16 protein-coding genes are annotated in these 14,041 nt (G+C 73.5%); 6 read left to right on the top strand and 10 right to left on the bottom strand.

All coding sequences use genetic code 11. The features are described 5' to 3' along the window. The first annotated feature begins 74 nt into the window (after nt 1-74). From ACGF4F_RS28900 to ACGF4F_RS28890, 3 genes are read left to right on the top strand one after another with little or no spacing between them, the layout of a single operon-like run. Nucleotides 75-995, top strand: a complete 921-nt coding sequence (locus ACGF4F_RS28900; protein WP_357442717.1) for an ABC transporter ATP-binding protein — start codon at nt 75-77, stop codon at nt 993-995. Then, nucleotides 992-1,834, top strand: coding sequence for an ABC transporter permease subunit (locus ACGF4F_RS28895; protein WP_357442715.1), 843 nt, complete (start codon nt 992-994; stop codon nt 1,832-1,834). Before ACGF4F_RS28900 ends, ACGF4F_RS28895 begins: the two co-directional genes overlap by 4 nt. Before the next feature lie 22 nt (nt 1,835-1,856). Beyond that, on the top strand, nt 1,857-2,090 hold the full coding sequence (locus ACGF4F_RS28890; RefSeq protein ID WP_187413612.1) for a hypothetical protein: 234 nt from the start codon (nt 1,857-1,859) through the stop codon (nt 2,088-2,090). Nucleotides 2,091-2,229: 139 nt separating this feature from the next. Here ACGF4F_RS28890 and pheT read toward each other — a convergent pair whose 3' ends face one another. From pheT to ACGF4F_RS28840, 10 genes are all read right to left on the bottom strand, one after another. Further along, nucleotides 2,230-4,812 carry a phenylalanine--tRNA ligase subunit beta gene (gene pheT / locus ACGF4F_RS28885; protein ID WP_357442712.1) on the bottom strand — a complete coding sequence of 861 codons (2,583 nt, stop codon included), beginning with the start codon at nt 4,810-4,812 and terminating at the stop codon, nt 2,230-2,232. A gap of 37 nt (nt 4,813-4,849) precedes the next feature. Next, nucleotides 4,850-5,929 (bottom strand): phenylalanine--tRNA ligase subunit alpha, encoded by a 1,080-nt coding sequence (gene pheS / locus ACGF4F_RS28880; protein WP_357442710.1) that lies wholly within the window; start codon nt 5,927-5,929, stop codon nt 4,850-4,852. A gap of 170 nt (nt 5,930-6,099) precedes the next feature. Next, complete coding sequence (locus ACGF4F_RS28875) at nt 6,100-6,984, bottom strand: RNA methyltransferase (RefSeq protein WP_357442708.1); 885 nt, start codon at nt 6,982-6,984, stop codon at nt 6,100-6,102. Between the two features lie 32 nt (nt 6,985-7,016). Beyond that, nucleotides 7,017-7,409 carry a 50S ribosomal protein L20 gene (gene rplT / locus ACGF4F_RS28870; protein WP_030335718.1) on the bottom strand — a complete coding sequence of 131 codons (393 nt, stop codon included), beginning with the start codon at nt 7,407-7,409 and terminating at the stop codon, nt 7,017-7,019. Nucleotides 7,410-7,441: 32 nt separating this feature from the next. Continuing rightward, nucleotides 7,442-7,636: a 50S ribosomal protein L35 gene (gene rpmI / locus ACGF4F_RS28865; protein ID WP_073835294.1), complete on the bottom strand. Its 195-nt coding sequence runs from the start codon at nt 7,634-7,636 to the stop codon at nt 7,442-7,444. 19 nt (nt 7,637-7,655) lie between these two features. Next, a complete protein-coding gene (gene infC / locus ACGF4F_RS28860) occupies nt 7,656-8,291 on the bottom strand; it encodes a translation initiation factor IF-3 (protein ID WP_073835293.1) in 636 nt (211 codons plus the stop codon). Nucleotides 8,292-8,740: 449 nt separating this feature from the next. Continuing rightward, nucleotides 8,741-9,205: a PH domain-containing protein gene (locus ACGF4F_RS28855; protein ID WP_357442705.1), complete on the bottom strand. Its 465-nt coding sequence runs from the start codon at nt 9,203-9,205 to the stop codon at nt 8,741-8,743. A 64-nt stretch (nt 9,206-9,269) separates the two neighbouring features. Next, nucleotides 9,270-10,241: a DMT family transporter gene (locus ACGF4F_RS28850; protein WP_357442703.1), complete on the bottom strand. Its 972-nt coding sequence runs from the start codon at nt 10,239-10,241 to the stop codon at nt 9,270-9,272. Then, nucleotides 10,229-11,074 carry an ATP phosphoribosyltransferase gene (gene hisG, locus ACGF4F_RS28845; RefSeq protein WP_357442701.1) on the bottom strand — a complete coding sequence of 282 codons (846 nt, stop codon included), beginning with the start codon at nt 11,072-11,074 and terminating at the stop codon, nt 10,229-10,231. Before hisG ends, ACGF4F_RS28850 begins: the two co-directional genes overlap by 13 nt. 47 nt (nt 11,075-11,121) lie before the next feature. Beyond that, nucleotides 11,122-11,403, bottom strand: coding sequence for a phosphoribosyl-ATP diphosphatase (locus tag ACGF4F_RS28840; RefSeq protein ID WP_357442788.1), 282 nt, complete (start codon nt 11,401-11,403; stop codon nt 11,122-11,124). Nucleotides 11,404-11,542: 139 nt separating this feature from the next. On the opposite strand from ACGF4F_RS28840, the gene ACGF4F_RS28835 reads away from it, so the two are divergent. The 3 genes from ACGF4F_RS28835 to ACGF4F_RS28825 are packed head-to-tail and all read left to right on the top strand — an operon-like array spanning nt 11,543 to nt 14,008. Further along, a complete protein-coding gene (locus ACGF4F_RS28835; protein WP_357442699.1) occupies nt 11,543-12,421 on the top strand; it encodes an ABC transporter substrate-binding protein in 879 nt (292 codons plus the stop codon). After that, a complete protein-coding gene (locus ACGF4F_RS28830; protein ID WP_073835288.1) occupies nt 12,418-13,263 on the top strand; it encodes an amino acid ABC transporter permease in 846 nt (281 codons plus the stop codon). Before ACGF4F_RS28835 ends, ACGF4F_RS28830 begins: the two co-directional genes overlap by 4 nt. A gap of 1 nt (nt 13,264) precedes the next feature. Beyond that, the gene (locus ACGF4F_RS28825) at nt 13,265-14,008 is read left to right on the top strand and encodes an amino acid ABC transporter ATP-binding protein (protein ID WP_357442697.1); all 744 of its coding nucleotides are present in this window, start codon (nt 13,265-13,267) and stop codon (nt 14,006-14,008) included. Nucleotides 14,009-14,041 lie beyond the last annotated feature (33 nt).

Genomic DNA, 14,041 nt, shown 5'->3' with positions numbered 1-14,041 from the left:
CGGCGCTTTGCTCGGCATCGTGCGATTGCGGTGCCACGTTGAGGAATGACCGTTTTGCCATTGAACTTCATGAGGTGACCAAGCGTTATCCCGGCGGGGTCACCGCAGTCGACGGCCTTGACCTGCGGGTGCGCGAGGGCGAGGTCCTCGGCTTCCTGGGCCCCAACGGGGCCGGCAAGACCACCACGATGCGCATGCTGGTCGGGCTCGTCCGGCCGACCAGCGGCGCGATCCGGGTCCTCGGCCGATCGCCCGGCACGCCGCAGCAGCTGGCCAAGGTGGGTGCGCTCATCGAGTCGCCGGCCTTCTACCCCCACCTGTCCGGCCGGGACAACCTACGGCTGGCCGCCCGGTACGCGGGCGTCCCGGACACCGCCGCCGACCGGGTGCTGGCCGAGGTCGGGCTGACCGAGCGGGCGGGCTCGAAGTTCCGGACCTACTCCCTCGGCATGAAGCAGCGCCTCGGCGTGGCCGCCGCCCTGCTCAAGGAACCGAGCCTGCTGATCCTCGACGAGCCCACCAACGGCCTCGACCCGGGCGGGGTGACCGACATCCGCGAGCTGCTCCGGGCACTCGGCCGGGGCGGGCGCACCGTGCTGCTGTCCAGCCACGTCCTCGGCGAGGTGGAGCAGATCTGCGACCGCATCGTGGTCATCGACCGCGGCCGGCTGATCGCCGACGGCACGCCCGACGAGCTGCGCGGGACGCTGGGCCAGGCGGTGCTGCTGATCGACGCCGACCCGATCGACGAGGCGGTGGCGTGCCTGCGCGCACACGACCGGGTCCGGGCGGTGGACCCGGTCGACGGGCAACTTCGGGTCACCACGGACCCGGCGCTCGCCGCGGCCCTCAACCGGCGGCTGGTCGAGGCCGGCATCGACGTGCGGGAACTGCGCCCGCTGCGCCACTCGCTGGAGGAGGCCTTCCTGGAACTGACCGCGCCTGAGCGGCACGCCCGCCAGGAGCAGACGATCTCGACGGGAGGCACCCGATGATGGCCTCGGTGCGGGCGGCCTGGTTCGCCGACCGGAAGCGGCCGGCGGTCTGGACGGTCACCGCGACCTGGGCGGCCCTCGCGCTCGCCTTCGGCATCGGTGTGCCGTACCTCGTGCACCTGGCGCTGGCCGGTGATCCGAAGGAGACCGACGCCGCCGAGTCCCTGCTGGCCACCGTCCTGCCGGGGCAGCTCGTGCCCACCGGGATCGGGCTGTTCCCGCTCTTCGGCGGCGCCATCGTGGTCATCCTCGGCGCGCTCGTGGTGGGCAACGAATACCGCTGGGGGACGTGGAACCTCCTCTTCACCCAGCGACCCCGGCGCGCGCAGGTGATGGCCGGGCACGCCGTCGTCCTGTGCGGCCTGACCCTGCTGATCGCCGTGCTCACCTTCGGCCTGCTGGCGGTGACCACCGGGTCGCTGGCGGCCGCCGAGGGGCGGGCCGCCGACTGGCCGACCGGCGCCGATCTCGCCGGCGCGGTGGCAGCCGCCTGGTTGATCTGCACCGCCCACGCCAGCGTGGGCTGGTTCCTGGCGATCGCGTTCCGCAGCGCCACCACCGCCATCGCGGTCGGTCTGATCTGGACGCTGGTCCTGGAGAACGCGATCAGCGGACTCGCCCTCGTGCTGAGCCCGCTGACGGCGGTGCAGAAGGTGCTGCTGGCACCGAGTTCCGGCGCGCTGGCCGGCGCGCTCGGCGCGCGGTCGCAGTTCGACGGGGGCACTCCCGGCGTGATCGAGTCCGCCGGCGCGCTGGTGCCGACCGTGGTGTTGCTGGGTTACGTGCTGGTGATGTTCGGCCTGGGCAGCTGGCTGGCGGCGCGCCGGGACGTCGGTTGACCGGGCGGAGGAGGATGCTGAGATGGACTTCCTGCTCGCCTTCGCGGTGACCGGCCTGGCGGCCTCCGGCGGCTGGATCGCCTGGGCCGCCGTCCGGAGCTGGTCCCGCATCCGCGACCGCCGGCACGAGTTGCGGCTGGCCCGCGCCCGGGCGGCGGCCGACATCCGCCGGGCCGAGCTGGCCGCGCAGGTTCGCGAGATCGAACTCGCCAACGAGACCTACCAGGACTTCGTCCGCCGCCATCCCGAGCGCTGAGCGACCGCACGCCCCGGGCCCAGGGCCGGTGTCGAAGCCCCTGGCCGTCCGGCGGCTCGACCGGGACTTTGACCAGGCCGTAGGTGGTGGCCGACGCGAACGCGTCGGCCACCACCGGTGATCGGACGAGCGGCCCCGGTCAGGCGCCGCGGAGCGTGGCGCCGAAGCGGCGCGCCGCCTCGGCCACCGCCGCGTCCCGGGTGGCCACCGCCTCCTCGACGGTGAGCGTCCGGTCCGGGGCCCGGAACGTCAGCTTGTACGCCAGCGACTTGCGGCCCGCGCCGAGCTGCTCGGAGGCGTACACGTCGAACAGCCGGACGCCCTCCAGCAGCTCGCCGGCCCCCTCGACGAGGGCCCGCTCGACCTCGGCCGCCGGCACCGAGTCGTCCACCACCAGCGCCACGTCGATCAGCGCGGGCGGGAAGGTGGAGATGGCCGGGCCGGCCACCATCGGCGCCGGAGGCAGCGCGTCCAGGTCCAGCTCCATGGCGCAGGTGCGGCGGGGCAGCTCCAGCGCCGCCACCACGGCCGGGTGCAGCTCACCGGCGTGCCCGACGACGGTGTCGTCCACCAGCAGCTCGGCGCAGCGGCCGGGGTGCCAGGGGGCGTACTCGGCGGACCGGACGGTGACCCGGTCGGCCGGGATGCCGGCGGCGTCGAGGACGGCCCGGCCGGCCGCCACGGCGTCCGCCCAGCCGGCCGCCCGGCCCGGGCCCCACCAGCCGGCCGGCTCGAGCTCGCCGGTGAGCGCCACGGCGACGTGCTGCGGCTGGTCCGGGACCACCGCGTCGGCGGCGGCGAACTCCTCGTCGGTGGGGCGCCGGTCCACGCCCATGGCCGGCGGGGTGCCGGCGCCGGGGCGCGGGTGGAATACGGTGCCGATCTCGTAGATCGCCAGGTCGCGCAGGCCCCGGCTCACGTTGCGCTTGAGGATGCCGAGCAGCGGGCCGAGCAGCGTGGTACGCAGCAGCGGCTGCTCCTCGGACAGCGGGTTCGCCACCCGTACCGCCCGGCGGCGCGGGTCGTCGGCGGGCAGGCCGAGCTGGTCGGCGAGTTCCCCGGCGACGAACGGATGGGCGAGCACCTCCACGTACCCGCGCTCGGCGAGCGACCGGGCGACCGCCCGGCGGCGCTGCTGGGGCCAGGTGAGGCCCCGGCCGGGCGGCGCGGTGGGCAGCACCGACGGCACCCGGTCGTACCCGTCGAGGCGGACCACCTCCTCGACCAGGTCGGCCGGGTCGGTGAGGTCGGGCCGCCAGCTCGGCGGGGTAACCGTGAGCACCTCGGCCCGCCCGGCGGCGGCCACCCCGACCTCGCCCGGGTCCTCGCCGAGCCGGTCGCCGCCCCGGGCGACCGTGCAGCCGACCTGCTCCAGCAGCTCGACCACCCGCTCCGCAGGGTAGGTCACACCGACCCGCCGCGACGCCAGGTCCGCCGGCAGGGTGACCGGGGTACGCGGCCGGACGTGGTCGATGTCCAGGATCTCCGCACCGACCGTGCCGCCCGCGTGCTCGGTGAGCAGCCGGACCGCCTTCTCCAGCGCGACCAGCGGCAGGGCCGGGTCAACGCCCCGCTCCCAGCGCTTCGCCGCCTCGCTGAACAGCTTGTGCCGGCGGGCGGTGCGGCCGACCATCGCCGGGTCCCAGTGCGCCGCCTCGAACAGCACGTCGGTGGTGGCGGCGACCACCTCGCTGGTCTCGCCACCCATCACGGCGGCGAGCGAGATCGGGACGCCGGCGCCCTCGGCCGCGTGGGCGTTGGGCAGCCCAGCGTCGCAGATCACCATGTCCTCGGCGGACAGGGTGCGGTCGACCCCGTCCAGGGTGGTCAGCTTCTCCCCCGGCTCGGCCCGGCGGACCACCAGCGGGCCGCGGATCCGGTCGGCGTCGAAGGCGTGCATCGGCTGGCCGAGTTCGAGCATCAGGTAGTTGGTGATGTCGACCGGCAGCGAGATGCTGCGGATGCCGGCGACGGTGAGCCGCTGCTGCATCCAGCCGGGTGTCTGCGCGGTCGGGTCGACGCCGCGGACCATCCGGGCGGCGAACCGGTCACAGCCGACGGTGTCCCGCACCTCGACCGGGTACGCCGGCTCGGCGGTGGCGCCGGGCGCCGGGACGTCGGCCGGGTCGCGGAACGGCACCCCGAGGGCGTGCGACAGCTCCCGGGCGATTCCCCGCACGCTCAGCGCGTATCCGCGGTCGGGGGTGATCTCCATCTCGACCACGACGTCGTCGAGGCCGACCACCGGGCGGGCGTCGTCGCCGGGCTTGGCCGGGGTGTCCTCGGGCAGCACGATGATGCCCGAGTGGTCATCGCCCAGGCCCAACTCCTTCGCGGAGCAGATCATGCCGTTGGAGTTGCGCCCGTACGTCTTGCGCGCGCCGATGGCGAAGTTGCCGGGCAGCACGCCGCCGGGGAGGATCACCACCACCCGGTCGCCGGGGGCGAAGTTACGCGCCCCGCAGACGATCTCCTGCGGCTCGCCGGTGCCGTTGGCGGCGCCGACGTCCACCTTGCAGAACCGGATCGGCTTCTTGAAGCCGGTCAGCTCCTCGATCTCCAGGACCTCACCGACCACCAGCGGGCCGGTGACGGTCTCCCGCAGGTCCACGACGGACTCGACCTCGATGCCCAGGTCGACCAGCGCCTGCTCCAGGTCGCCGGCGGGCAGGTCGGCGGGGAGATCGACGTACTCCCGCAGCCAACTGACAGAAACTCGCATGACTGTTAACCACCGTCTCCGTAGCTCGTGGCGCCGATCAGGCCCCGAACGCGCGGGTGAACCGCACGTCGCCCTCGGCCATGTCCCGCATGTCGCTGACCCCGTGCCGGACCATCACGGTCCGGTCGATGCCCATGCCGAAGGCGAATCCGGAGTAGACCTCCGGGTCGATGCCGCAGGCGCGCAGCACCCGCGGGTTGACCATGCCGCAGCCGCCCCACTCGACCCACTGCGGCCCGTCCCGGTGCTCCGGGAACCAGACGTCGAACTCGGCCGACGGCTCGGTGAACGGGAAGTAGTGCGGCCGCCAGCGGGTCTTCGCGCCCTCGCCGAACATCGCCCGGGCGAAGTGGTCCAGCGTGCCGCGCAGGTGCGCCATGGTGATGCCCTTGTCCACCACCAGGCCCTCGACCTGGTGGAAGACCGGCGCGTGGGTGGCGTCCAACTCGTCGGTGCGGTAGACCCGGCCGGGCACGACCACGTAGATCGGCGGCTTGCGGGTGAGCATGGTGCGCGCCTGCACCGGCGAGGTGTGGGTACGCAGCACCAGGCCGGACGCCGCGCCGGCTGACCCGTCCTGCGGGGCGATGTGGAAGGTGTCCATCAGGCCGCGGGCCGGGTGGTCGGCGGGGATGTTGAGCGCGTCGAAGTTGGTCCACTCCAGCTCAACCTCGGGGCCCTCGGCGATCTCGTAGCCCATCCCGATGAACAGGTCGCTGATCTGCTCCATCAGCACGGTCAGCGGGTGGCGGGCGCCGCGCGGCCGGCGGTCGTAGGGCAGGGTCACGTCGACCCGCTCCTCGACCAGCACCCGCTCGGCCTGCTCGCGCTCCAGCGTCTCCTGCCGGGCCGCGTACGCGGTCTCGATGGCGCGGCGGGCCTCGTTGACCCGCTTGCCGGCGTCGGACTTGGCGGCCGGCGGCAGCGCGCCGATCTCCCGGCGGGCAAGCGAGACCGGAGCCCGGTCGCCGAGGTGCGCGGGGCGCAGCGCGTGCAGCGCGTCCGGGTCGGTGGCGGTGGCGAACGCCTTCTCGGCCTCGGCCACGGCCTCGGCCAGGGCGTCCGGGTCGAGCAGGGCGACCTGCTTCGGGTCGTACGGATCGTTGCGGTAGCTCATGGCGTACGGGCACTCCCTCACGGCGGCGCCGGCCCTCACGGGCGGCTAGGCGAGTCTACGGACGCGCGGCTTCGCCGCAGCCCGCCGGTGGGAGGTATGCAGGAGGAAGGGTCACGCCCGCCGCCCGCCGACACCGGCGGGCTGGCTAAACGAACGCCGTGGCGCGTTCATCATCCGGACGACTCCCCTGCTGTGTGACCGCGCGGACCCGACGGTCGGCGCAGTGCTCTCGCTGAAGCGTACAGGCAGATTGCCGCGGCCGCAGCCAGGTTCAGGCTCTCGGCACGCCCGTGCAGCGGCACCCGGACCCGGGCGTCGGCCGCCTCGGTCAGCTCCCGGGGCAGGCCATGGGCCTCGGATCCGAAGAGCCAGGCGGTGGGCGTGGCCAGCCGGCCGGCGTCGGCCAGGTCGTCGAGGTCGGTGTCGCCGTACCCGGTGGTGGCCAGCACGGTGCGGCCCGCGGCGCGCAGCGCGTCGACCACCGCGACCGGGTCGGGGGCGCGCACCACGTCGACGTGGAAGAGGCTGCCGGCGGAGGCCCGCACGCACTTGCCGTTGTACGGGTCGACCGCGTCCCCGGCGAAGACCACCGCGCCCGCACCGGCGGCGTCGGCGGTGCGCAGCACGGTGCCGGCGTTGCCCGGGTCGCGGATCTCGGCGAGCACCGCGACCAGGCGCGGCCCGCGTGCCAGGGCCTTCTCGAGCGGTACGTCGAGGTGCCGGCAGACGGCGACCAGCCCCTGCGGGGCGACGGTCTCCGCGAGCGCCGCGAGGGCCTCCTCGGTGACCTCGGACACGGGCACGTCGGCCCGGGCGGCCTCGGCGGCGAGGTCGGCGTACCGGTCGAGGGCGGCCGGCGTGCCGAACAGCTCGACGACGGTGCCGGCGCGGCCCAGAGCCTCCCGGACGGCCTGCGGACCCTCGGCCAGGAACCGGCCGGTGGCCTCGCGGTCCCGGCGGCGCTGGAGCCGGCGGGCGGCGACGACCCGGGGGGTACGCGGGGTGAACGGGCCGGGAACAGCGTCGAGGCGCCTCCCGCGCGACGGTGACTGCATGGGAGACGCCTCGATCTGCTGGTGCGGGTGGGTCAGGCGGCCTGGGCCGCGGCGCCACCGGTGCCCTCGGCCGCCACGGCGGCGCGGGCCAGCTCGACGATCGCGGCGAACGCCGCGGCGTCGTTGACGGCCAGGTCGGCCAGGATCTTGCGGTCGACCTCGATGCCGGCCAGGCGCAGGCCCTGGATCAGCCGGTTGTAGGTCATGCCGTTCGCCCGGGCGCCGGCGTTGATCCGCTGGATCCAGAGCTGCCGGAAGTCGCCCTTACGGTCGCGGCGGTCCCGGTAGGCGTACTGCATCGAGTGCAGCACCTGCTCCTTGGCCTTGCGGTAGAGGCGGGAGCGCTGACCGCGGTAGCCGCTCGCGGTCTCCAGCAGGGTACGACGCTTCTTCTGGGCGTTCACAGCCCGCTTGACGCGTGCCATCTCAACTCCTTCTTCGGTTCAGGTGGCGCGCGTCAGCGGCCGAGCAGCTTCTTGATTCGCTTGACGTCGGCCTTGGCCAGCTCGACGGTGCCGGTCAGCCGGCGGGTCTGGGTGGAGGCCTTCTTCTCCAGGTTGTGGCGGAGGCCGGCCTGCTGGGCAACGATCTTGCCCTTGCCGGTCACCTTGACCCGCTTGCCCATACCCGTGTGGCTCTTCATCTTCGGCATGTGGAACGTCTCTCCCCTGTTACTGGCCGCTGGTGTCAGCGGTCGTGCCGGTCTCACCGGCTGCTGCGGTCTCGCCGGCCTCCGGAGCGACGGATTCCTCCGCGGCCCGCTCCCGGGGCGCCCCGCCTCGGGAGGCCGTCGCGGCGACCGCGGCGGCCTTGGTGGCGCGGTGCGGCGCGAGCACCATGATCATGTTGCGGCCGTCCTGCTTCGGCGCGGCCTCGACGTACCCCAGCTCCGAGATCTCGGACTCGAGCCGGCGCAGGAGCCGGTAACCCAGCTCCGGGCGGCTCTGTTCGCGACCGCGGAACATGATCGTCACCTTGACCTTGTCGCCGGCCTTGAGGAACCGCACCACGTGACCCTTCTTGGTCTCGTAGTCGTGCGGGTCGATCTTCGGCCGGAGCTTCATCTCCTTGATGACGGTCTGCTGCTGGTTACGCCGCGCTTCGCGCGCCTTCAGTGCGCTCTCGTACTTGAACTTGCCGAAGTCCATGAGCTTGCACACCGGCGGGCGCGCCATCGGCGCAACCTCGACCAGGTCCAGGTCGACGTCCGCGGCCAGTTGAAGGGCGCGCTCCAGCGGGACGATGCCCACCTGCTCACCCTCAGGACCGACCAGTCGGACCTCACGTGCCCGGATCTGCTCGTTCACGCGTGGTTCGACGCTGATGGGGCCTCCTCGAGTCGAGTCTTTCTTTCTGCATGTGTGCCGACTCCGCGGGCTCCCGGACGGGAGCCGACCCGGAAAGCAGAAGGCCCTGGCGCATGCCAGGGCCCGCTCGACCGGTCGGCACGATCACATGATCGCGCATCCGGTGCCGGAACGTGCCCGGAACCGGTGACCGGACCCGGCCGCCGCATGGCGACTCGGGTGGGAGCAGGCGCTCCGCTTCGGGACCACCCACGCGTCAGGGACGGGGGCAGTCTGGTCGACTCAGCAACACTACACCCCCGGCCCACCCGTCCCCAAACCAGCCCCACCCGCGCCTCGCCGGGTGACCAGGCCACTCATTCCTGAAAGGGCGCCCACTCCGGGGCGGATGGCTACTCTTTCCGCGACTCCGCCGTCTTCGACCGGGCGGGGCGGGTGCGGTGGCGGGGTCAGCGGGAGGCGTTGGCGAGGGTGGCCAGGTGGGCCTGGTGCAGGCGGCGCAGGGCCCGCACCCCCTCGACCGCGCGCTCCTTGTCGGCGGCCTGCAGGGCCACCATCGGCAGCAGGTCGTCGTCGTGCAGCTCCAGACTGGCCCAGGGGGCGCCTCGGTCGAAGCGGACCCCGCGGACGACCTCCCAGGGCAGCTCGTACGAGCCGATCACGTTGCGCACCCGGATGCCCTTGGCGTCGGCCACCACCCGGGGGCGGGTGAACAGCAGGACGCCCAGAGCGCCGAGGACGCCCAGCCCGATCATGGCGAACTGGTCGCCCCGCTGGAAGGTGCCGTAACCCTCGCCGGTGGCGCCGGTCAGGGAGGTGGCCACCAGGCTGAACACCACCACCAGGGTGGCCGCCGAGGCCCAGCAGACCAGCCGGATCCGACGCGGCCGCACGGTCACCACTGAATCGCTCATGCCGCCTCGCTTCGCTCCGCGGCGGCGCGGGGCGCCACGCTGCTGAGCCTGATGGTCCGCTCGCTCACCCGACCAGTCTGCCATCCGGCTCGGACGCGGGGTCCGCTGCCACACGGGTCGGTGTCCGCCGGCGTACGCCGGCCAGCAGCACCGCCGCGGCGGTGAGCCCCGCGCCGGCCAGCACCGGCAGCCGCGCGCCCGCCCCGCCGGGCAGCGCCACGTCCAGCAGCAGGGCACCGCCGAGCTGCCCGGCGACCAGCGCCAGGCCGGTCCGCAGCACCCCGGCCGCCCGGACGCCGACCAGCAGCGCGAGCACGATGCCGACCCCGAGCAGGCCGCCGATGTAGAGCCACCACTGCCCCGGCCAGGCGGGTCGGCTGGCGAACGCCCCGACCGCGGCCGCGACCGCCAGGATCACCGGGGTGCTCACGGCGAAGTTGACCGCCAGCCCGGCGGCGGTGCTGCTGGCGGCGGAGACCCGACCGTTGAGCGCGGACTGCAGGGCGACCGCCAGACCGCCGGCGACCGCGAGCAGGACCAGCCCGACCGCCAGGTCGCCGACCGGGCGACCGAGCTGGGCCAGGGCCACCGCACCGACGCCGAGCAGCGCCCCGGCGACCCGGGGCGCGGTGAGCGGCAGCCGCCCCGCCGGGGACACCCCGGCCCGGTCCACGGCCAGCCCGCCCAGGCTGCCGCCGGCGACCTGGGCGATCGTGAACACGGCCACCCCGAGCACCGGCACCACGTACGTGCCGATCACCACGATCGCCGCGCCGCCGAGCCCGCCCAGGTAGGCCCACCAGGGCAGGCCGCCGCGCCGCAGCACGGCCAGCCCGGCCCGCATCGACGGAACGGCGAACAGCCCGACCAGGATCAGCAGGCAGCCGCCGAGGTTGTTGACCACCGCGCCGAGCACCGGGTTGCCGGCCCGCTCCCCCAGCTCGGAGTTGACCACGCCCTGCGCCGCCGAGGCCATCCCGCCGAGGACGACCACGCCCAGGGCGGCCGGCGCGGGCAGGGCCCTCACAGCCGGCACGCGTGGATGTTGGTGACCAGGATGGCCCGCGCGCCCAACTCGTACAGCTCGTCCATGATCCGGTGCACGTCGTCGCGCTGGACCATCGCCTGCACGGCCACCCAGCCCTCGCGGTGCAGCGGGGAGACGGTCGGCGACTCGATGCCGGGGGTCAGCGTGCTGGCCCGGTCGAGCAGGCCGGCCGGCACGTCGTAGGCGAGCATCACGTAGCGCCGGGCGACCAGCACGCCGTGCAGCCGGCGCAGCAGCTGGTCGGCCTGGGCGCAGCCGGGGGCGCCGGCCCGGCGGACCAGCACCGCCGAGGAGCGCAGCAGCGGCTCGCCGAAGACCACGAGGCCCGCCTGGCGCAGGGTGGCGCCGGTCTCCACCACGTCGGCGACCACGTCGGCGACGCCGAGGCGGATGGCGTTCTCCACCGCGCCGTCCAGGCGGATCACCTCGGCCTTGACGCCCAGCTCGGCCAGGTGCCGCTCGACCAGCCCGGGGTACGCGGTGGCGATCCGGTGCCCACCGAGCTGCTGGACGGAGTCCACGTCGTCGGGGCGGGCGGCGAAGCGGAAGGTGGCCCGGCCGAAGTTCAGGTCGACGACCTCCTCGGCCGGCGCGCCGGAGTCGACCAGCAGGTCCCGCCCGGTGATGCCGACGTCCAGATCACCGGAGCCGACGTAGGTGGCGATGTCCTTGGGGCGGAGGTAGAAGAACTCGAGGTCGTTGGACTCGTCCCGGCAGACCAGGTCCTTCGGGTCGGTGCGCTGGCGGTAGCCCGCCTCGCGCAGCATCTGGGCGGCCGACTCGGCCAGGGCGCCCTTGTTCGGTACGGCGACACGCAGCATGACGGAGTGCTCCTTCGATCGATCAGATGATCAGCGGATGGGGGCACTCACAGATGTCGGTAGACGTCCTTGAGCTCGAGACCGGTGGCGAGCATCAGCACCTGGGCCTGGTAGAGCAGCTGGGAGATCTCCTCGGCGGCCCGCTCCGGCCCCTCGTGCTCGGCGGCCATCCACGACTCGGCCGCCTCCTCGACCACCTTCTTGCCGATGAAGTGCACCCCCTGCTCGAGCGCGGCGACCGTGCCCGAGCCCGGGGTGCCGGCGGCGGCCTTGGCCTGCAGCTCGGCGAACAACTCCTCGAACGTCTTCACGGAAGGCGATTCTTCCAGTTCACCGGCCGGGCCGCGTGCGGCGGGTCGGGCCGGGCCCACCGGCCGGGACGGCGCGCGGAGCGGTGTGACGGAATTCCCTACCACCACGGTGGGACACGCTTCGGCCCCGAACGCGCCTGGCTCTACGCTGTCCGCCATGGCCAGCAGCTCACGGATCGTCGCGCTCACCCTCGCCGCCGCCACCGCCGTCGCGGTGGCCGGCTGCGCCCCGCAGGACGACGGGAAGACCACCACCACCGCCAGCCCCACCGGCGCGGCCGCGGCGTCCTGCGCGAAGGACAGCCTGCCGACGCGGACCCCGGGCAAACTCACCATCGCCACTGACGAGCCGGCGTACGAGCCGTGGTTCCGCGAGAACAAGCCGGAGAACGGCGAGGGCTTCGAGGCCGCCGTCGCGTACGCGGTGGCGGAGCAGCTCGGGTACGCCCGCGAGGACGTCACCTGGACACGGGTCAAGTTCGACACCGCCATCGCTCCCGGCCCGAAGAGCTTCGACTTCGACGTCAACCAGTTCTCCATCACCGAGGAGCGCAAGCGGGCGGTCGACTTCTCCGCGCCCTACTATCGGGTGCGGCAGACCGTGATCGCGCTCAAGTCCTCGAAGATCGCCGGAGCGAAGACCCTGGCCGACCTCAAGGACGCCACCCTCGGCGCCCAGGTCGGCACCACCAGCTACCAGGCGATCACCGACGTGATCAAGCCGACCCCGAAGCCGCAGGTCTACAACAGCAACGACGACGCCAAGAAGGCGCTGCAGAACGGCCAGCTCGACGGCCTCGTGGTGGACCTCCCGACCGCCTTCTACATCACCGGGGCGGAACTCACCGACGCCACCATCGTCGGCCAGCTACCGCAGGTCGGCGCACCCGAGGCGTTCGGGCTGCTCCTGGACAAGAACTCCCGGCTCACCCCGTGCCTCGACGCGGCCGTCGGCAAGCTCGAGGAGGCGGGCACGCTGAAGCAGCTGGAGCAGAAGTGGCTCGCCCAGGTGGCCGGAGCGACCGAGCTGACGTGAGCCTGCTTGAACACACCCCCTCCGCCGCCCAGCTGAGGCGGACCGCGTACCGGCGGCGGCAGACCGTGCGCAGCGTGCTGGTCGCCGCCTCCTCGACGGCGGCGCTCGGCACACTGCTGGTCCTCGCGGTCACCGGCGCGCCCGGGTGGGACCGGGTCCGCGAGTCGTTCCTGGACCCCTCGATCGCCCGGGACGCCCTGCCGGCGGTGCTCGCCGGGTTGTGGCTCAACGTCCGGCTGCTGGTCTGCTGCGCCGCCGGCGCGCTGCTGCTCGGGCTGCTGATCGCGCTCCTGCGGACGCTGCGCGGCCCGGTCTTCTTCCCGGTGCGGGCGCTCGCGGCCGGCTACACCTACACCTTCCGCGGCCTGCCGCTGATCATCGTGTTGTACGTGCTTACTCTCGGCGTGCCCGGGCTGCGCCTGCAGGGCATGCCGCCGGTGCTGGTGCTCGGCGGCCTCGCGCTGGTGCTCACCTACGGCGGCTACCTGGCGGAGGTGTTCCGGGCCGGCATCGAGTCGATCCACCCCAGCCAGCTCGCCGCCGCCCGGTCGCTCGGGCTGACCTACCGACAGACCATGCGGCACGTGGTGCTGCCACAGGCCGTCCGCCGGGTCGCCCCGCCACTGCTCAACGACGTGGTGGCGTTGCAGAAGGATGTGGGCCTGGTCTCCCTGGCCGGGCCGATCGACGCGGTCCGCGCGGCCCAGATCGCCACCGCGGAGACCTTCAACTACACCCCCTACATCCTGGCCGGGGTGTTGTTCGTGCTGCTCGCCATCCCGCTGATCGCGGTCACCGACTGGGTGACGCTGCGCTCGGCCCGACGCCAGTCCGGAGGCTGAGATGCCGGTGCTGACCTGCCGTGGGCTGCGCAAGGAGTTCGGCGGCCACGTAGTGCTCGACGGGCTCGACCTGACCGTCGACGAGCATCAGGTGGTGGCGCTGATCGGGGCGTCGGGGTCGGGCAAGTCGACCCTGCTGCGCTGCGTCAACCTGCTGGAGGAGCTGGACGACGGGTGCATCGAGCTGGACGGGGAGGAGATCTCCGACCCCCGTGTCGACCCGGACCTGGTCCGCCGCCGGATCGGGATGGTCTTCCAGTCGTACAACCTCTTCCCGCACCTCACCGTGCTGGAGAACATCACCCTGGCGCCCCGGCGGGTGCACCGGCGGGCGCGGGCCGAGGCCGACGCCCAGGCCCGGGAGCTGCTCGACCGGGTGGGGTTGGGCGCGAAGGCGGACGCCTACCCGGACCGGCTCTCCGGCGGGCAGCAGCAGCGGGTGGCGATCGTCCGGGCCCTGGCCAACTCGCCCAGGCTGATGCTGCTGGACGAGGTCACGTCCGCGCTGGACCCGGAACTGGTAGGCGAGGTGCTGACGATGATCCGCGACCTCAAGGCCGATGGGATGACTATGGTGCTGGCCACCCACGAGATGGGGTTCGCCCGGGAGGTCGCCGACCAGGTCTGCTTCCTCGACGGGGGCCGGGTGGTGGAGGCCGGGCCACCGGGGCAGGTGCTCGGCGAGCCGACGCAGCCGCGTACCCGGCAGTTCCTCAGCCGAATCATCGAGGCCGGCCGGCTCTGACGGCCGGGGCCGGCCGGGGCCGGCCGGTCGGAA

It is taken from the genome of Micromonospora sp. NPDC047740 (assembly GCF_043204735.1).
GTDB lineage: Bacteria > Actinomycetota > Actinomycetes > Mycobacteriales > Micromonosporaceae > Micromonospora.
Note: the sequence above shows the minus strand (reverse complement) of the source record. Positions and strands in the feature narration are given on the sequence as shown.

Excerpts from the sequence above, each read along its gene's own strand:
- ACGF4F_RS28895 (WP_357442715.1), top strand. The coding sequence starts at position 992 with ATGATGGCCTCGGTGCGGGCGGCCTGGTTCGCCGACCGGAAGCGGCCG.
- ACGF4F_RS28890 (WP_187413612.1), top strand. The coding sequence starts at position 1,857 with ATGGACTTCCTGCTCGCCTTCGCGGTGACCGGCCTGGCGGCCTCCGGC.
- pheT (WP_357442712.1), bottom strand. The coding sequence starts at position 4,812 with ATGCGAGTTTCTGTCAGTTGGCTGCGGGAGTACGTCGATCTCCCCGCC.
- pheS (WP_357442710.1), bottom strand. The coding sequence starts at position 5,929 with ATGAGCTACCGCAACGATCCGTACGACCCGAAGCAGGTCGCCCTGCTC.
- ACGF4F_RS28875 (WP_357442708.1), bottom strand. The coding sequence starts at position 6,984 with ATGCAGTCACCGTCGCGCGGGAGGCGCCTCGACGCTGTTCCCGGCCCG.
- rplT (WP_030335718.1), bottom strand. The coding sequence starts at position 7,409 with ATGGCACGCGTCAAGCGGGCTGTGAACGCCCAGAAGAAGCGTCGTACC.
- rpmI (WP_073835294.1), bottom strand. The coding sequence starts at position 7,636 with ATGCCGAAGATGAAGAGCCACACGGGTATGGGCAAGCGGGTCAAGGTG.
- ACGF4F_RS28855 (WP_357442705.1), bottom strand. The coding sequence starts at position 9,205 with ATGAGCGATTCAGTGGTGACCGTGCGGCCGCGTCGGATCCGGCTGGTC.
- hisG (WP_357442701.1), bottom strand. The coding sequence starts at position 11,074 with ATGCTGCGTGTCGCCGTACCGAACAAGGGCGCCCTGGCCGAGTCGGCC.
- ACGF4F_RS28835 (WP_357442699.1), top strand. The coding sequence starts at position 11,543 with ATGGCCAGCAGCTCACGGATCGTCGCGCTCACCCTCGCCGCCGCCACC.
- ACGF4F_RS28825 (WP_357442697.1), top strand. The coding sequence starts at position 13,265 with ATGCCGGTGCTGACCTGCCGTGGGCTGCGCAAGGAGTTCGGCGGCCAC.